This is a genomic window from Qipengyuania aquimaris (genome assembly GCF_009827445.1).
Classification (GTDB): Bacteria; Pseudomonadota; Alphaproteobacteria; order Sphingomonadales; family Sphingomonadaceae; genus Qipengyuania; species Qipengyuania aquimaris.
This window is the reverse complement of the sequence record NZ_WTYI01000001.1, coordinates 2,568,284-2,583,682: the sequence shown is the minus strand read 5'-3', so window position 1 is coordinate 2,583,682 and position 15,399 is coordinate 2,568,284. Positions and strand designations below refer to the sequence as shown.

At 61.7% G+C, this 15,399-nt stretch carries 20 protein-coding genes; 14 read left to right on the top strand and 6 right to left on the bottom strand.

Features of this window, described 5'->3' with window-relative positions; all coding sequences use genetic code 11:
- The first annotated feature begins 29 nt into the window (after positions 1 to 29).
- Positions 30 to 461: a hypothetical protein gene (locus GRI34_RS12690; RefSeq protein WP_160596243.1), complete on the top strand. Its 432-nt coding sequence runs from the start codon at positions 30 to 32 to the stop codon at positions 459 to 461.
- Positions 462 to 466: 5 nt separating this feature from the next.
- Positions 467 to 1,051, top strand: a complete 585-nt coding sequence (locus GRI34_RS12685; protein ID WP_160596242.1) for a JAB domain-containing protein — start codon at positions 467 to 469, stop codon at positions 1,049 to 1,051.
- 82 nt (positions 1,052 to 1,133) lie between these two features.
- Here the strand turns inward: GRI34_RS12685 and GRI34_RS12680 are convergent, their stop codons facing one another.
- Genes GRI34_RS12680 through GRI34_RS12670 form a run of 3 tightly spaced genes read right to left on the bottom strand, consistent with a single transcriptional unit; the run spans position 1,134 to position 4,279 of the window.
- Positions 1,134 to 1,940 (bottom strand): SDR family oxidoreductase, encoded by an 807-nt coding sequence (locus GRI34_RS12680; protein WP_160596241.1) that lies wholly within the window; start codon positions 1,938 to 1,940, stop codon positions 1,134 to 1,136.
- Positions 1,941 to 1,954: 14 nt separating this feature from the next.
- Positions 1,955 to 3,094, bottom strand: a complete 1,140-nt coding sequence (locus GRI34_RS12675) for an acyl-CoA dehydrogenase family protein (protein ID WP_160596240.1) — start codon at positions 3,092 to 3,094, stop codon at positions 1,955 to 1,957.
- A 3-nt stretch (positions 3,095 to 3,097) separates the two neighbouring features.
- Positions 3,098 to 4,279: an acyl-CoA dehydrogenase family protein gene (locus tag GRI34_RS12670; protein WP_160596239.1), complete on the bottom strand. Its 1,182-nt coding sequence runs from the start codon at positions 4,277 to 4,279 to the stop codon at positions 3,098 to 3,100.
- 179 nt (positions 4,280 to 4,458) lie between these two features.
- On the opposite strand from GRI34_RS12670, the gene GRI34_RS12665 reads away from it, so the two are divergent.
- The 10 genes from GRI34_RS12665 to GRI34_RS12620 all read left to right on the top strand — a co-directional run bounded on the left by GRI34_RS12665 (position 4,459) and on the right by GRI34_RS12620 (position 12,366).
- The gene (locus GRI34_RS12665) at positions 4,459 to 5,319 is read left to right on the top strand and encodes an SDR family NAD(P)-dependent oxidoreductase (protein WP_160596238.1); all 861 of its coding nucleotides are present in this window, start codon (positions 4,459 to 4,461) and stop codon (positions 5,317 to 5,319) included.
- On the top strand, positions 5,319 to 6,755 hold the full coding sequence (locus GRI34_RS12660) for an MFS transporter (protein ID WP_160596237.1): 1,437 nt from the start codon (positions 5,319 to 5,321) through the stop codon (positions 6,753 to 6,755). The genes GRI34_RS12665 and GRI34_RS12660 overlap by 1 nt, the downstream gene beginning before the upstream one ends.
- A gap of 72 nt (positions 6,756 to 6,827) precedes the next feature.
- Complete coding sequence (locus GRI34_RS12655; protein WP_160596236.1) at positions 6,828 to 8,174, top strand: acyl-CoA dehydrogenase family protein; 1,347 nt, start codon at positions 6,828 to 6,830, stop codon at positions 8,172 to 8,174.
- Positions 8,174 to 9,262: a Zn-dependent alcohol dehydrogenase gene (locus tag GRI34_RS12650; protein ID WP_160596235.1), complete on the top strand. Its 1,089-nt coding sequence runs from the start codon at positions 8,174 to 8,176 to the stop codon at positions 9,260 to 9,262. The genes GRI34_RS12655 and GRI34_RS12650 overlap by 1 nt, the downstream gene beginning before the upstream one ends.
- Positions 9,262 to 10,347 carry a phosphotransferase family protein gene (locus GRI34_RS12645; protein ID WP_234028222.1) on the top strand — a complete coding sequence of 362 codons (1,086 nt, stop codon included), beginning with the start codon at positions 9,262 to 9,264 and terminating at the stop codon, positions 10,345 to 10,347. The genes GRI34_RS12650 and GRI34_RS12645 overlap by 1 nt, the downstream gene beginning before the upstream one ends.
- A 48-nt stretch (positions 10,348 to 10,395) precedes the next feature.
- Entirely contained in the window at positions 10,396 to 11,220 is an 825-nt protein-coding gene (dapD, locus tag GRI34_RS12640; RefSeq protein ID WP_160596234.1) for a 2,3,4,5-tetrahydropyridine-2,6-dicarboxylate N-succinyltransferase, read from the top strand.
- Between the two features lie 76 nt (positions 11,221 to 11,296).
- Complete coding sequence (locus GRI34_RS12635; protein WP_199800170.1) at positions 11,297 to 11,596, top strand: hypothetical protein; 300 nt, start codon at positions 11,297 to 11,299, stop codon at positions 11,594 to 11,596.
- Between the two features lie 17 nt (positions 11,597 to 11,613).
- A complete protein-coding gene (locus tag GRI34_RS12630; RefSeq protein ID WP_090477636.1) occupies positions 11,614 to 11,841 on the top strand; it encodes a hypervirulence associated TUDOR domain-containing protein in 228 nt (75 codons plus the stop codon).
- A 4-nt stretch (positions 11,842 to 11,845) separates the two neighbouring features.
- Entirely contained in the window at positions 11,846 to 12,037 is a 192-nt protein-coding gene (locus GRI34_RS12625; RefSeq protein ID WP_090477633.1) for a DUF3008 family protein, read from the top strand.
- Entirely contained in the window at positions 12,037 to 12,366 is a 330-nt protein-coding gene (locus GRI34_RS12620) for a DUF3140 domain-containing protein (RefSeq protein WP_160596233.1), read from the top strand. Before GRI34_RS12625 ends, GRI34_RS12620 begins: the two co-directional genes overlap by 1 nt.
- Positions 12,367 to 12,369: 3 nt before the next feature.
- On the opposite strand, the gene GRI34_RS12615 is transcribed toward GRI34_RS12620, so the two are convergent.
- Positions 12,370 to 13,644, bottom strand: coding sequence for a dipeptidase (locus GRI34_RS12615; RefSeq protein WP_160596232.1), 1,275 nt, complete (start codon positions 13,642 to 13,644; stop codon positions 12,370 to 12,372).
- Positions 13,645 to 13,722: 78 nt separating this feature from the next.
- Between GRI34_RS12615 and GRI34_RS12610 the strand changes: the two genes are divergently transcribed.
- Both GRI34_RS12610 and GRI34_RS12605 read left to right on the top strand, forming a co-directional pair.
- Positions 13,723 to 14,013 carry a DUF427 domain-containing protein gene (locus GRI34_RS12610; RefSeq protein WP_160596231.1) on the top strand — a complete coding sequence of 97 codons (291 nt, stop codon included), beginning with the start codon at positions 13,723 to 13,725 and terminating at the stop codon, positions 14,011 to 14,013.
- Positions 14,010 to 14,414, top strand: coding sequence for a DoxX family protein (locus GRI34_RS12605; protein ID WP_160596230.1), 405 nt, complete (start codon positions 14,010 to 14,012; stop codon positions 14,412 to 14,414). The genes GRI34_RS12610 and GRI34_RS12605 overlap by 4 nt, the downstream gene beginning before the upstream one ends.
- On the opposite strand, the gene GRI34_RS12600 is transcribed toward GRI34_RS12605, so the two are convergent.
- The gene (locus tag GRI34_RS12600) at positions 14,415 to 14,666 is read right to left on the bottom strand and encodes an SWIB/MDM2 domain-containing protein (protein WP_006833160.1); all 252 of its coding nucleotides are present in this window, start codon (positions 14,664 to 14,666) and stop codon (positions 14,415 to 14,417) included.
- 35 nt (positions 14,667 to 14,701) lie between these two features.
- Positions 14,702 to 15,283: a YbhB/YbcL family Raf kinase inhibitor-like protein gene (locus GRI34_RS12595; RefSeq protein WP_160596229.1), complete on the bottom strand. Its 582-nt coding sequence runs from the start codon at positions 15,281 to 15,283 to the stop codon at positions 14,702 to 14,704.
- Positions 15,284 to 15,399 lie beyond the last annotated feature (116 nt).

Below are 15,399 nucleotides of genomic sequence, written 5' to 3'. Positions count from 1 at the left end.
TTTGGGTCGAGATCGGTCAGCGCGCATGGATGGCCCGGTTCCTCCTGCAAGTCGCGCTCGTAATACTCGTCGTACTTTTCGCCATGCGAAAAGGTGGCAGGCCGGAGCGGCAAATCGCGATGATCCTTTTCGCGATGCTGGCTGCGAATACGCTCTATGGTTTGCTCGTCGGTTGGTGGTCGGACTATGACCAGATACCCTGGCACCGGGTTGTACTCGATTGCATCGGTTTCGGCCTCATCCTTATCGTCGCTTTGCGTGCCGATCGTTGGTGGCCGCTATGGGTAAGTGGGGTCCAGCTACTCTCCGTCCTCGCGCATCTGTTGCGCGCGATAGACGCCGATCTTCATCCCTTGGTGTACGCCATCATGGATCGCTGGCCGTACTGGATGGCAATCGGCCTGACGGCTTTGGGAACCTACTTGCACGCAGGCCGAGCGAAAACCGTTTCGAACGACTGACGAATATGCTGGAAGGTCGCCATCCCGATCCGGGAATGGCAGCAGAGCAGCTACTGAGCCAATTCACCCCAGTCGTCTCGCTCTATGGCACGCAAGTCGAAGACCGAGAAGCGATCGGTCCGGTATGCCCTCAGCGTTGGACACTCGGAATGGTACTCGCCCGCTGGTTGGTGCGCCTGGGTCTGACACGGGAGGAGCCAGTCCCTAGCGAACCGCTGACCGAGACGCCGCGCGAACTGCGCCAGAGGCTGTTCGATTCCATGAGCCGCCTGGAAACCGAACGCATGGTGGCAGTATTCGCCGATTCCGCGGGGCGGATAATCTCTCAGGAACTGGTGGCAGAAGGCGACAAGGGGCAACTGCGCCTTTCCTTGCGACGACTTTTCACCAAGGCGCTCAAAAGAGACGCCAAGCGCATGATTATCGCCCACAACCACCCTTCGGGTTGTGCCACCCCCAGCGACAACGATGTGGCAAGCACAAGACGGCTGGATGAATATGCGCGCAGCCTGGGTATCGTGCTCGAGGATCACCTGATTATCGGGGCGGCGGATATTACCAGCATGCGCACGCTGGGGCTGCTCGCCTGAGGCCCACCGCGGCGTAGAAAAAGTCGGGGGCAGTCGAACCGCTTCGACTGCCCCCTATCTCACTCATGTCAAAGAGAAGTTGTCAGCGACCGCCCGCAGGATCGGCGAAATGTGTCGGCAGGTGCGCGTTCACGATCCCGCCATCGACTGCGATAGTCTCGCCCACCGTGTAGTTTCCTGCGCGGCTGGCCAGGTAGACGCAGCTGCCGCCCATATCGAACTTGTCTCCGACGCGCTTGTTCGGGATTCCTGCAGCGCTCGCTTCGGCATGGTCGCGCGCGACTTTGTTCATGTTCGACGGGAATGCGCCCGGAGCGATGCCGGTGACGTAGACGTGATCCTTCACCAGCCGCGCGGCCATACGACGCGTCAGGTGGATCAGCGCAGCCTTCGATGCCTGATAGGAATAGGTCTCCCACGGATTGATCCGCAGGCCGTCGATGCTGGCGATATTGATAACCTTGCCCGGCTTGTCTTGGCTGGCCTCGGCCGTCAGCAATTTGTGCAGGCGCTGGGTCAGGAAGAACGGTGTCTTCACATTGAGGTCCATGACCTTGTCCCAGCCCTCTTCCGGAAAGTCGAGGTAATCGGCACCCCAGGCGGCCCCGGCGTTATTGACGAGGATGTCGAGCTTGGTTTCGCGGCCGGAAATCTCCGCGACCAGTTCGTCGATGCCTTCCAGGGTCGAAATGTCGCCCTGGATCGGAACGACCCGCTCGCCCAGTTCCTCGGCGGTTTCGTGCAATTCACCGCCCTTGCGCGCGGTGATGTAGACCCTCTCGCATCCTGCAGCGAGAAAGCCTTCGACGATCATGCGACCGATGCCGCGGCTGCCGCCGGTGACCAGCGCATTGCGGCCCTTGAGGCTGAACATATCTTCGAGTGTCATTGTCTCTCTCCCGCTCAATAGCCGCTTAGTTCGGCCACGCGGCCTGCGTGGTAGTACATGTCGCCAAGGAATTCCTGCAGCGCGCGATCACGCTTCATGTAGAGGCCGATGTCATATTCGTCGGTCATGCCGATCCCGCCATGCATCTGGACGCCTTCCTTCACGGCGAGGCCTGCCGCCTTGGCGACCTTGGCCTTGGCGACCGATATCATCAGGTCAGCTTTCTCGCTTCCGCCGTCGAGCAGCTGGGCAGCTTTCATCGTTACCGCACGGGCGATCTCCACTTCGGAATAGAGATGCGCTGCACGGTGCTGCAACGCCTGGAATTCGCCGATCAGCTTGCCGAATTGCTTGCGCTGCTTGAGGTAATCGACGGTCATGTCCATCGCCCCGCTGGCGACACCGACGCCTTCTGCAGCGGCGCCGATACGGCCCGCGGCAAGCATGGCGTTGAGGATCTCGCGTCCGCCATCGACTTCCCCGATGACGGCATCGCCATCCAGCTCGACTCCATCGAACTTCGTGTGGGTGGCCATCGAGCTGTCGACGAGGCGCACCGCATCGTGGCTCATATTGGCGGCGTCCCTGGGCACTGCGAAAAGCGTGATGCCGTCTGCATCGTCATCGCTGCCAGAGGTGCGCGCAGCCACGACGAGCATGTCCGAACTTGCACCGTGGAGGACAAAGTCCTTCTGGCCGGTCAACTTGAAGCCATTGCCCGACTTTTCAGCCTTGGTCTTGATGATCTCGGGGCGATGCTTCGCACCCTCGTCGATGGCGACCGTGTAGACATGGTCGCCGGAAACAAGCCCGGGAAGCCAACGCTCACGCGCATTGCTGTCAGCGTGCTTGAGCGCGGTCGCCGCCAGCACCGAGCTGGCAAGGAAAGGCGAAGGCGTGAGATTGCGGCCGATTTCCTCGAGCACGATCCCAGCTTCGTAGCTGCCCATCCCAAGCCCGCCGTCGTCTTCGCTCACCAGCATGCCGGTGAAGCCCATTTCGGCGAATTGCTTCCACAGGCCGTGGCCGAAGCCATCCTTGCAATCGCGGTCGCGCCAGTGGCGCAGCTGTTTGGCGATGGCGCCTTCTTCGGCCATGAACTGGCTTGCCGTTTCGGCCAGCATCGCCTGGTCGTCGTCATGATAAAGTGGCATGGATCAGGCTCCCGGCAGATCGAGAATGCGTTTGGAAATGACGTTGAGCATGACTTCGCTCGTGCCGCCTTCGATGGAATTCGCCTTGGTGCGGAGCCAGTTGCGCGCCGGCTTGCCGCCACGCGTTTCCTCGCTCTCCCATTCCAGGGCCCTGCTGCCGCCAGCCGCCATCATCAATTCGTGGCGCGTCTTGTTCAGCTCCGTCCCGACATATTTCATCATGTTGGGCTGTGCGGGATGGCCCTTGCCGGCCTTCATCTCGTCGAGGAATTTCTCGCCCATGGCCGAATAGGCCAGCGCGTCGACGTCGAACATGGCCAGTTCTGCCCGCAGCACTGCGTCGAGTTCACCGCTCATGCGCTTCATCGCCGCACCGATGGCCGCGGTGCGATCGCCGCCGCCGGCGCCCGAGATCATCTCGCGTTCGTGGCCGAGCAGGTACTTCGCCACGTCCCAGCCGCGATTGATCTCGCCGACGTAACCGGGGATGTCCTCGCCATAGGATTTGGGCACCTTCACATCGTCCATGAAGGTTTCGCAGAACGGGCTGTTGCCGCTGATCAGTTTGATCGGCTTGGTCGAGACACCGTCGCTGGTCATGTCGAACAGCATGAAGGTGATGCCCTGGTACTTGTTTGCCTTGTCCGTGCGGACGAGGCAGAAAATCCAGTCGGCTTCGTCGGCATAGGAGGTCCAGATCTTCTGGCCGTTGACGATCCAGTGATCGCCCTTGTCCTCGCCGAATGTCTGCATGGACACGAGGTCGGAGCCGCTACCGGGCTCGGAATAACCCTGGCACCAGCGGATTTCGCCGCGAGCGATTTCGTTGAGGAATTTCTGTTTCTGCCCTTCGGTGCCGAATTTCAGCAGCGCCGGGCCGAGCATCCAGATACCGAAGCTCGACAGCGGGGGACGAGCACCGATGCGCGACATTTCCTGGCGCAGGATCTTGCCTTCGGCCGGCGTCAGACCGGCACCGCCATAGGCTTCCGGCCATTCGGCCACGGTGTAGCCCTTGTCGCGGCAGGCCTCGAACCACGCTTTCTGCGCGTCATTCTTGAAAGCGGCATTGCGGCCACCCCAGTAGACGTCGTCTTCGTCCTTCACGGGCTGGCGCATTTCGGGCGGACAATTGGCTTCGAGCCATTCGCGCACTTCGGCGCGGAACGCTTCGTGATCCGACATATCGGGGCTCCTCTCTGCTTCTCTCTCGTCTTGCGACTTGACGTTTACGTTAGGGTGATTCGGCGGCACGCCGCAAGGGCGATCACGGTGAAGCGCCATGCCGTAGCGTCAGCCGGATTACGTTGACGGCAGGCATGGCTCGCCTAAGCTGAAAGGCGAGGAAAACGAGGAGAGAGAGCATGGCCGAGTCCCGGCGATTCTCCGGCAAGACCGTTGTCATTACCGGCGCCGCATCGGGCATCGGGGCCGACGCCGCGCGCCTGTTCGCAAGCGAGGGTGCGATCGTTTTCGCATCCGATATCGACGAGGACGGCGGGGCCGAACTTGTCGCGGGCAGCCCTGACGACATTCGCTTCGTGCGCTGCGACGTGTGCGATCCGTCCGATATCAAGGCGCTCATGGACCACGCCGCCAAGGAGACCGGCGGGATCGATGTCGTGTTCAATAATGCCGGTGCCGGCGGCGCGCGTGCGCCGATCGACGAGATCGAGCCCGACGAATGGGACCGCACCTTCGATCTCCTGATGCGATCGGTCGCCATGGGTATCCGCTATGCCGTCCCGCATATGAAGGGCCGCAAGGGCGCCAACATCGTCAATGTGTCGAGCGTTGCCGCAGTGGGTCCGGGCTATTCGCCGACCGCCTATGCCGTCGCCAAGGCAGGCGTGCTTCACCTGACCAAGTGCGCCGCCACCGATCTTGCCCAATATGGCATCCGGGTGAACGCGGTGCAGCCGGGCTTCATCAATACGAATATCTTCACCAGCTCGCTCGAATTCACCGGAGAGGCAGAGCTTATGGCCAAGCAGGTCATTGCGCAGATGTCCTCCAATGCGCAGCCGGTCGCGCGCGGCGGCCAGCCGCGCGATATCGCGGGCACCGTGGCATTCCTGGCGAGCGAGGCGGCCGAGTTCATCACCGGCGCATCCATCGTGGTCGATGGCGGGATAACGCTCGGCCCGCGGCATAGCTGGGATCCGGAAACGCCGGGCATGTTTGAAGCACTCGAAGCCATGGAAGCGGAGGGGCGCACGAACTGATGGCGTTCGTCGACGGCCCCCTGCCCCAACGGCTAAAGTTCATTCACGGCTTCGGCGCGGTCGCCTTCGGCGTGAAGGACAGCGGGTTCAGCTTCTTCCTGCTGATTTTCTACAACCAGGTCCTCGGCATGGATGCCGGAATGGTCAGCCTGGCGCTGGGCGCCGCGCTGCTGTTCGACGCCGTGATCGACCCGATCCTCGGCAACCTGTCCGACCGCACGTATACGCGTTGGGGGAGGAGACTGCCCTGGCTCTATACTGCCGCGCTCCCATTGGCGTTGGCCTGGGCCGTGCTGTGGAACCCGGTCATCGACGGCACGCCCAGCTTCTGGGAATTGCTCGGTATCGCGGTCGTCGTGCGCGTGCTCTTGTCCGCCTGCGAAGTCCCCTCGGTCAGCCTCGTGCCCGAGATTACCGCCGATTACGACGAGCGCACCACGCTGTTCCGCTATCGCTACCTCTCGGGCTGGATCGGAGGCATCCTTATGATGCTGCTCGCCTACACGGTCTTCATGCCGGGTCAGGACGGGATGTTGCAGGCAGGCGGATACAGCATGTTCGGCCTGTTCGGGGCCGGGCTGATTTTCGTTTCAGTTGTCGGCTCTGCCCTCGGCCAGCACTATCTCGTCGCCAAGCTACCGGAAAAGCGCCCCGAGCCATTCAGCATCAAAGGCAGTTTCGACGAGATCCGTGATGCTTTCTCCGAACGCGCCTTCCTTATTTTCGTAGCCGGCGGGCTAGCCGCCTACGTCAGTCAGGGCATGACCTTTTCGATCACGAACTACGTCAATCTGTTCGTCTGGCAGTTCGACCGGGTCGAGCTCATCATCTATCCAATCGTGCTGTTCGTCAGCGTCGTAATGATGTTCTTCGTTGTCGGCCCCATGCACCGCGACTGGGGCAAGCCGAAAAGCGCGGTCATCGGCTCAATCACTTCGATGGTTCTCGGGCTCACGCCCTACACCCTTTTCCTGCTCGGTATCTGGCCGGAACCCGGAACCGCCTTGTCGACCACGCTGGTTTTCGCCTTCCTCGTGTTCGCAAACCTGTTCGGCATCGTCGTCATGATCTCGGGATCCTCGATGATTGCCGAAATCGTGGAGGCTTACGAAGAACGGACGGGTCGCCGCGCGGAAGGCAGCTTCTACGCGGGCAACTGGTTCGTCCAGAAATGCGCGACCGGTGTCGGCATCCTGCTGACCGGTCAGATCATCAGCGCCGCACAAATGCCGGAGAACGCCCGCCCCGGCTCGGTTCCCTTCGAGGTGCTGAGCGAAATGCTACTGCTTTACGGCGGTGCGATGGTCGTGCTGGCATTCGTCGCAGCCTATTGGCTTGGCCGCTTCCCGATCGACCGTGCACAGCATGAGGCGCGCATCGCCGCGCTCGATGCCGTCGCTCGCGGAGATATCGACGCGGGCACTTCGGTTCCGTGAATTACCCCCTTGGCGCGGCTGGCTCGCTCTGCCAGTTTCGCAACGCAACTTATTTGATGAGAGGACATTACGATGGATTTCGAACCCACTGAAAGGCAAGTCTACTGGCGCGACCGGGTGAGGAACTTCATCGAGGACCATGTCCGCCCCGCTGTCCCGACTTACAAGGAACAGGACGCCGAAGGCGATCGCTGGAAAGTCATCCAGGTGGTCGAGGACCTGAAGGCCAAGGCCAAGGACCAGGGCATCTGGAACCTGTTCATGCCACCGCGCAATGACAGTCACCACCATGTCGATGAGACCTTCGATTTCGAAGGTCCCGGCCTCACCAACCTCGAATATGCGCTCTGCGCCGAGGAAATGGGCCGCATCGGTTTCGCCTCCGAGGTGTTCAACTGCTCGGCGCCGGACACCGGCAACATGGAAGTGTTCTTCCGTTACGGTACGCGCGAACAGAAGGAAGAGTGGCTCGAGCCGCTGATGAATGGCCGCATCCGTTCCGCCTTCCTGATGACGGAACCGTTCACGGCCAGCTCCGACGCGACGAACATCGAGACCCGCATCGAGCGCGATGGCGACGAATACGTCATCAACGGGCGCAAATGGTGGTCGTCTGGCGTGGGCGATCCGCGCTGCAAGGTCGCCATCGTGATGGGCAAGACCGATTTCGAGGCAAAGCGCCACGCGCAGCAATCGATGATCCTGATGCCGATGGACGCACCGGGTGTGAAGATTCTGCGCCACCTCCCCGTCTTCGGCTACGACGATGCCCCGCACGGTCATATGGAAGTCGAACTCACGGACGTACGCGTCCCGGTCACGAATATGCTGCTGGGCGAAGGTCGCGGCTTCGAGATCGCTCAGGGACGCCTAGGCCCGGGCCGCATCCACCACTGCATGCGTACCATCGGCGTTGCCGAAGAAGCGCTGGCCAAGATGTGCCAGCGCCTTCAGGAGCGCGAAGCTTTCGGCAAGCCGATCTACAAGCATTCGGTCTGGGAAGAACGCGTTGCGCGTGCCCGCATCGACATCGACATGACCCGCCTTCTGTGCCTCAAGGCCGCCGACATGATGGACAAGGTCGGCAACAAGTCGGCCAAGCAGGAAATCGCCATGATCAAGGTGCAGGCACCGAACATGGCGCTCAAGATCATCGACGATGCGATCCAGGCCCATGGCGGCGGTGGTGTGTCCGACGATTACGGTCTTGCCAATGCCTATGCCCACCAGCGCACGCTGCGTCTGGCAGACGGTCCCGACGAGGTTCACGCCCGCTCGATCGCGCGCATGGAATTCGCCAAGCACATGCCGAAGGAAGGCCCCACCTCCAACGCGCTGCGCGGCGGCAATCCGCATTCGGCAAGTGCTGGTAGCGCTGCTGCGGGCTTCAGCTCGGGCGACGTAGGAGCGACGCGCTAATGGCAAAGGCGGCAATTCTCGAACAGGTCGGCGGCTTGACGATCGGCGAGGTAGAACTCGCCGATCCGGCCCCGCATGAAGTGCTGATCGATACCAAGGCCTGCGGCCTGTGCCACTCGGACCTGCACTTCATCGAAGGCTCCTACCCGCACCCGCTCCCGGCCATTCCCGGCCACGAGGCGGCGGGCGTGGTGCGCGCAGTCGGCAGTGAGGTGAAGACCGTCAAGCCCGGCGATCATGTCGTGTCTTGCCTGTCGGCATTCTGTGGTCACTGCGAGTTCTGCGTGACCGGCCGCATGGCGCTGTGCATGGGCGCGGACACGCGCCGCAGCCAGACGGCTGACCCGCGCATCATGCGGGCAGACGGCAGCGGACCGGTGGCGCAGATGCTCAACCTGTCCGCATTTTGCGAACAGATGCTGATCCACGAGAATGCTTGCGTCGCGATCGACAAGGACATGCCGCTGGACCGGGCCGCCATCATCGGCTGCGCGGTGACGACAGGTGCCGGTGCGATCTTCAACGCCTGCTCGGTCGTGCCCGGCGAAGCTGTCGCCGTCGTCGGTTGCGGCGGTGTCGGCCTCGCGACGATCAACGCCGCGAAAATCGCAGGTGCCGGCAGAGTTATCGCGCTCGATCCCATTCCGGAAAAACGCGAACTGGCCAAGGTGCTCGGCGCGACCCACGCAATCGATGCCATGGCGGATGATGCTGTCGAACAGGTCATGAAACTGACCGGAGGCGGCGTGCATCACGCGATCGAGGCTGTGGGCAGGCAGGCCTCGGCAGACCTCACTGTAAAGCTGCTGCGCCGCGGCGGTACGGCGACGATCCTCGGCATGATGCCGCTCGACTGCAAGGTCGGCCTCGGCGCAATGGATCTCCTCTCCGGCAAGAAGCTGCAAGGCGCGATCATGGGCATGAACCATTTCCCGGTCGACCTGCCGCGCCTCGTCGATTTCTACATGCGCGGCCTGCTCGATCTCGACACGATCATCGCCGAGCGTATCCCGCTGGAGAAGATCAACGACGGCTTCGAAAAGATGAAGGCCGGCCATTCGGCGCGCAGCGTGGTGGTATTCGACTGATGAGCGACACGGGCATGCCAGAAATCGATTTCGACAAGGAAATGGTCGGCACCATCGAGGTACCCGAACGCGACCAGCTGGACATGGACAGGCTGACCGCGTGGTTCGAAGCCAATGTCGAAGGCTTTGAAGGACCGATCTCCTATTCGAAGTTCAAGGGCGGCCAGTCGAATCCGACTTACCGGATTGATACGCCTGGGCGCTCCTACGTCCTGCGCCGCCAGCCCTTCGGCAAATTGCTGCCGAGCGCACATGCGGTGGACCGCGAATACAAGGCCATGCACGCACTCGGTCCGACCGGCTTTCCGGTGCCGAAGACTTATGGCCTCTGCGAAGACCCGGATGTGATCGGATCGAAGTTCTTCGTCATGGGCCTGGCCGACGGGCGCTCGCTCTGGAACGGCGCCCTGCCCGGCGTCGATCCTGCCGATAGGCGCGCAATCTATAATGCCATGATCGATACGATGGCAGACCTGCATCTTCGCAAGCCGGACGAGATCGGCCTCGGCGATTACGGCAAGCCGACCGATTATTGCGCGCGCCAGATCGCCCGCTGGTCGAAGCAGTACAAGCTCTCGGAAACAGAGCTTATGCCCAAGATGGAGCGGCTGATCGAATGGCTGCCGCAGACCATCCCTCCTCAGCACGAGAGCAGCGTAGTTCATGGCGACTACCGGCTCGACAACGTCATTTTCGAGAAGAACGAGAACAAGGTCCTCGCCGTGCTCGACTGGGAACTGTCGACACTGGGCGATCCCATCGCGGACTTCAGCTACCTCATGCTGAACTGGCACAATCCTGCCGATGGCCGCGCAGGGGTCCTGGGCCTCGACCTCGAGGAACTCGGCATTCCCTCGCAGCAGGAAGCGGTGGACCGTTATGTTGCGCGGACTGGGTATCCCGTCCCGCCGATGGACTGGTACTTCGCCTACAACCTATTCCGGCTCGCCGGCATCATGCAGGGCATCAAGAAGCGGGTCATCGACGGCACTGCATCCAGCGCCCACGCCAAGGCGATGAGCGAAAGGGTCGGACCGCTGGTCGACCGCGCCTATGACTTCGCCGTCGCCGCGGGGATGGACTAGCGCGGCAACGCTGCTAACGACCACTCCGAAATCTATACGGAGACCAGCATGAGCGCCGACCTCGAAAGCCGCATCGAAGCCGCGTGGGAAGACCGCGCCAACGTCACCCCGCAGAGCAGCGAGGTGCGCGAAGCGGTGGAGGCGGGTCTCGCCCTGCTGGACAGCGGCGAAGGCCGCGTGGCCGAACCCGACGGCAAAGGTGGCTGGACGGTCAACCAGTGGTTGAAGAAAGCCGTCCTCCTGTCCTTCCGCCTCAACGACAATGTCGTCATGGAAGGCGGCAGCGCCGGTCATCCGGCCTTCGACAAGGTGCCGAGCAAATTCGCCGGCTGGGACGATGCGCGTTTCCGCGAGGCGGGTTTCCGCGTGGTACCGGGCGCCATCGCCCGCGAAGGCTCCTACATTGCGCCGGGCTGCGTCCTGATGCCGAGCTTCGTCAACATCGGCGCCTATGTCGGCAAGGGCACGATGGTCGACACCTGGGCCAGCATTGGCAGCTGCGCGCAGATCGGCGAGAACTGCCACATCTCGGCAGGCGCAGGGATCGGCGGCGTGCTCGAGCCCATGCAGGCTAACCCGACGATCATCGGCGACAACTGCTTCATCGGCGCGCGTAGCGAAATCGTGGAAGGCGTGATCGTGGGCGAAGGCAGCGTCGTCGCCATGGGCGTTTTCATCACCCAGTCCACCAAGATCGTATACCGCGACACTGGCGAGGTCATTCGCGGCCACATCCCGCCCTACTCCGTCGTCGTGCCCGGTTCGCTGCCTGGCAAGGATGGCGGCCCAGGCCTCGCCTGTGCGGTTATCGTAAAGACCGTGGACGCCCAGACGCGCGAGAAAACCGGGATTAACGACCTCCTTCGCGACTGATCCGAGCGGAACATAAGCTCGCTTTGACCGTAGGAACCCCTGAAACGCGGGATCGCGCAAAACAGGGAGTATTCGCGTGTACAAAGAAGGTGACGAAGTCCATATCGATGAGGAAGAAGTTAGCGGCGGCTCAAAAGAGGGTGTCGTACGCTGGGTTCTTGCCGGCGGCCTGATCCTTGCCGTCCTCCTGATGTCGATCGTCTGGATCATCCCGGCGATGACGCAGGGCGATATCGAAGAAGAAGCAACCGTCAGCGGCGAGATTTCTTCCATGGAAGGTGGCGACAGCACCGACAGCATAGTCGGCATCGACGGGGAACCCGACGATGGCGGCGAAGTTACCCAAGAGGACGGGATCGAAGTTATTGAAAACTAAGTGATCGAGGTGACCTCATGAGCAATTCGAACAGTTTCCAGACCGATCAGTACGTTAAGTGGGATTGGGGTAATGGCACTGCAAAGGGCCAGATCAAGGACCGGTTCGAACGTGAGGTCACTCGCACCCTCCAGGGCAGCGAAGTCACCCGTGACGGAAGCGAAGACAATCCCGCCTACCTGATCAAGCAGGAAGACGGTGACGAAGTCCTGAAGCTCGGTTCAGAGCTCGAAGCGCAGGACTGACACAATGCCAAAAGCCAAATCCAAAGCGCAGCAGCAGGCTGCGGGCGCCGCCCTTGCGGCCAAGCGCGGCGAAACCGACAAGTCGGACCTACAGGGTGCTTCCGTGGAAATGTACGAAAGCATGTCCGAGAGCGAACTGGAGGAAATGGCCTCCACCGACCGTTCCGACCTGCCCGAAACTGCAGACGACGATTGATGGATCAGGACAAGAAGGACGACGTCTACGACGAGTTTTACGCCTGCGTGAACATGCAGCCAAAGGAACTCGAAGAATGGCTCGACACCGAGGAATCCAGATCGGTCGGCGATAGCGAAGGCGGTGAAAGTACCGGTCACAAGTCGGGGCGCAGGATCGTCGAGATCAAGCGCACGAACAAGGAAGACCTGTCAGACGATCAGTACGATCACATGAACAAGGTGATCGGCTATATCCACCGCCATCTGGCCCAGAAACCGTCCGGCGATATCGAGAACAGCGACTGGCGCTATTCACTCAAGAACTGGGGTCACGACCCCTGTAAATAGGGGTCAGTCTTCCGCCGCGCGCGGGGCACCAACCGCATACTCGATCGGAGCCGCGCCCGAGCGGCTTGCCGCATAGGCTTCCGCCCCGCGCATCACCCGCATCATGTTGCTGCTGGAGATCTTCTCGAGATCGGCCTGCGAATATCCGCGGCGCGCCAGTTCGGCGAAGAGCGCGGGATAGCCGGTTACGTCTTCCATGCCGACCGGGCCGGTTGGCATGCCGTCATAGTCGCCGCCGATGCCGATATGGTCGATCCCCGCGACATCCCGCACGTGATCGATATGGTCGGCCATGTCCGAAATGGTCGACACGGGTTGACGGTTGTTCGCCTCCCACCGAGCAAGCTCCGCCGCGACCGTGTCCGGCAGGCCGGGATAAAGCGCTTCGAGCCGGGCACGTTCGGCCGCGCGGTTGGCCGCGTGCTGGCGCAAGTCCTCGGTAATGAACCACGGCAAGGCAACGACCATCACGATGCCGCCATTCTGCGGCAGCTGCTGCAGTACGCTGTCGGGAACGTTGCGCAAGTGACCGGTCACCGCGCGCGCACCCGAATGGCTGAAGATGACCGGAGCCCCTGCCACATCCAGCGCGTCGTGCATGGCCTCTTCGCTTACGTGGCTGAGATCGACGAGCATGCCGATGCGGTTCATTTCGCGCACCACGTCCATGCCGAATTCGTTAAGTCCACCGTGACGCGGAATATCGGTGGCGCTGTCCGCCCAGTCTAGCGTGCGCCCGTGCGTCAGCGTCATGTAGCGCGCGCCCATCGCATACATCTGACGCAGCACGGCCAGGCTGTTGCCGATCGAATGCCCGCCTTCCATCCCCATCAGCGAGGCGATCTTGCCATCGGCCATGGCAGCCACGACATCGTCGGCCGTCAGCGCGAGCGCCATGGCATCGGAATTGGCCGCGATGAGGCGCTTGGTCACGTCGATCTGCTCGATCGTTGCCTGCACCGCTTCGGGTTCGGGCAACGATGCACTCACGTAGACGGACCACCACTGCGCACCGACCTTGCCGCGGCGAAGACGCACGAGGTCGCTATGCATGGCAGCGCGCCCATCCGTGGCTGTGTCCAGCGTATCGTTAAAATCGAAATCGTTGATCCGATTGTCGAACCGAGCCCGCAGCTGGATCGGCACGTCGTTGTGTCCGTCCCATACCGGCGCCGCTTCAAGCGCGGCGGCAGCTACTGCATCCGCTTCGTCCTGAGCCATGGCCGGGCTCGTCGCGAGGGCCGAGGTGACCAGGAAGGCTGCGGCAATACGGATCATCTGATATTTCTCCTCGGAACAATGAGCGCGTCCGCTGGCTCTTGTAGCGATACGAAGCACGAATGAAAGGACCTAGGGATGACTGTGACGGCACGTTGGAATGGCGAGGAAATCGCGCGCAGCGACGAAACACTGGTCGTGGAAGGAAATCATTATTTCCCCCCGGCCTCGGTCGCCCGCAGCGCACTTGTGCCGAGCGAAAAGACTACCGTGTGTTCCTGGAAGGGCGTGGCGCAGTATCACTCGGTGAATGCAGGCGGTGACATCAATACCGACGCTGCTTGGTATTACCCTCATCCCAAGGATGCGGCAGCCAAGATCAAGAATCACATCGCCTTCGGTAACGGCGTTGAGGTAATCGAAGAGTGATCCGCGCCGCGCTGCGCTGGATTTTGGCCGCCCTCTATGCGCTGGCGGGGTGGGCGCATATCGCAGATCCTGCCCCGTTCCTGACGATCATGCCTGATGCCGTCCCGGCCCCCGAAGCGGTGGTATTCTGGACGGGTATCGCAGAAATCGCGGGCGCGATCGCGCTGGTTCAGCCGTGGTCGCGCAACCTTAGGCGGTGGGGCGGGATAGGATTGGCGCTCTACGCGCTTTGCGTGTTTCCGGCGAACATCAATCACTTCATGATGGATATGGCGCGCGAAGATAACGGCCTGGGACTTGCCTATCATGTGCCCCGCATGGTGGCCCAGCCGATCCTGATCTGGCTGGCCCTGTGGGTTGGCGGCGTCACGGACTGGCCGCGACGCCGCCGAACCAGATGATCAGCTCATGTGCTTGGAGACAGCACCGGTCATCTTGAACATCGAGATCTGTTCCTTGCCGATGACGGCTCCGAGCTTGTCGTCGGGATTGATCATGCGGCGATCCTTCGAATCCTGCAGGTCGTTCGCCTTGATGTGATCCCACACCTTGGACGTGACCTGAGCGCGGGTCATCGGACCCTTGCCGACCACATTCTCAAGCTCGGGCGAGAGATTCACCGGCTTCTGCAGTGCGTTGTTCTTGCCAGCCATTTCAGGTTCCTTTCAGTTGGCTTTTCTTGGTATTATCAGATGTCGAATTCATCTTCGGCATCCCATTCTTCGACCTCATGGCCTTCGAAACGGGCCGTGAGGATCGCGACCGCAGTGACGTGGTTCGCCATGGTCTTGATCAGGTCTTCGTGCTTTGCGCCCGGCATCAGTGTCAGCGGCAGGTCGAGCGCGAACAGCTGGAAGGCATAGCGGTGCTCTACACCAATCGGCGGATCGGGAAGCAGCCATTCGGAATTGCCCTTCGCATTCTTGCCGGTGCGCGGCGGCACTTCGCCTTCGAACAGGGCGCCCTTCTGAGCCTTGAGACCCCAGACCAGCCAGTGCACGTCGCCGCGTTCGATATCTTCGACTACGAGCACCAGTTCCTGCGAGCCCGGTGGCGGCGCTGTCCATTCGAGCGGCGGGGCAACCGCGTCGTCTTCGCAAGCGGTGAAGCTGGGATCGAGTTCGCCTCCATGCTTGAACGCAGGGCTCGTCAGCGAGAAGCCCGACCGAGCCAGCGCCTTCTCTTCCGCGACACGGGCTGCAGTCAATTCGGCTTTGACCTCGCCTTCTCCGACAGCCTTTTGGATCCAGTCTGGAACCACCGTACTCACCACTTGAACTCCGTAATTTCGGGCGCAATGCGCCGATTAGCCGCCAAGACTAGGCACAGCGCCGGAGGAAACGCCACCACAGGAGAGCGAATTTGCACCGTTTTGAGGCGAAAAAC

What these genes read in the sequence shown, in the direction of transcription:
- GRI34_RS12690 (WP_160596243.1), top strand. Translation starts at nt 30, where the DNA reads ATGGCCCGGTTCCTCCTGCAAGTCGCGCTCGTAATACTCGTCGTACTT.
- GRI34_RS12685 (WP_160596242.1), top strand. Translation starts at nt 467, where the DNA reads ATGCTGGAAGGTCGCCATCCCGATCCGGGAATGGCAGCAGAGCAGCTA.
- GRI34_RS12680 (WP_160596241.1), bottom strand. Translation starts at nt 1,940, where the DNA reads ATGACACTCGAAGATATGTTCAGCCTCAAGGGCCGCAATGCGCTGGTC.
- GRI34_RS12675 (WP_160596240.1), bottom strand. Translation starts at nt 3,094, where the DNA reads ATGCCACTTTATCATGACGACGACCAGGCGATGCTGGCCGAAACGGCA.
- GRI34_RS12670 (WP_160596239.1), bottom strand. Translation starts at nt 4,279, where the DNA reads ATGTCGGATCACGAAGCGTTCCGCGCCGAAGTGCGCGAATGGCTCGAA.
- GRI34_RS12665 (WP_160596238.1), top strand. Translation starts at nt 4,459, where the DNA reads ATGGCCGAGTCCCGGCGATTCTCCGGCAAGACCGTTGTCATTACCGGC.
- GRI34_RS12660 (WP_160596237.1), top strand. Translation starts at nt 5,319, where the DNA reads ATGGCGTTCGTCGACGGCCCCCTGCCCCAACGGCTAAAGTTCATTCAC.
- GRI34_RS12655 (WP_160596236.1), top strand. Translation starts at nt 6,828, where the DNA reads ATGGATTTCGAACCCACTGAAAGGCAAGTCTACTGGCGCGACCGGGTG.
- GRI34_RS12650 (WP_160596235.1), top strand. Translation starts at nt 8,174, where the DNA reads ATGGCAAAGGCGGCAATTCTCGAACAGGTCGGCGGCTTGACGATCGGC.
- GRI34_RS12645 (WP_234028222.1), top strand. Translation starts at nt 9,262, where the DNA reads ATGAGCGACACGGGCATGCCAGAAATCGATTTCGACAAGGAAATGGTC.
- dapD (WP_160596234.1), top strand. Translation starts at nt 10,396, where the DNA reads ATGAGCGCCGACCTCGAAAGCCGCATCGAAGCCGCGTGGGAAGACCGC.
- GRI34_RS12630 (WP_090477636.1), top strand. Translation starts at nt 11,614, where the DNA reads ATGAGCAATTCGAACAGTTTCCAGACCGATCAGTACGTTAAGTGGGAT.
- GRI34_RS12625 (WP_090477633.1), top strand. Translation starts at nt 11,846, where the DNA reads ATGCCAAAAGCCAAATCCAAAGCGCAGCAGCAGGCTGCGGGCGCCGCC.
- GRI34_RS12620 (WP_160596233.1), top strand. Translation starts at nt 12,037, where the DNA reads ATGGATCAGGACAAGAAGGACGACGTCTACGACGAGTTTTACGCCTGC.
- GRI34_RS12615 (WP_160596232.1), bottom strand. Translation starts at nt 13,644, where the DNA reads ATGATCCGTATTGCCGCAGCCTTCCTGGTCACCTCGGCCCTCGCGACG.
- GRI34_RS12610 (WP_160596231.1), top strand. Translation starts at nt 13,723, where the DNA reads ATGACTGTGACGGCACGTTGGAATGGCGAGGAAATCGCGCGCAGCGAC.
- GRI34_RS12600 (WP_006833160.1), bottom strand. Translation starts at nt 14,666, where the DNA reads ATGGCTGGCAAGAACAACGCACTGCAGAAGCCGGTGAATCTCTCGCCC.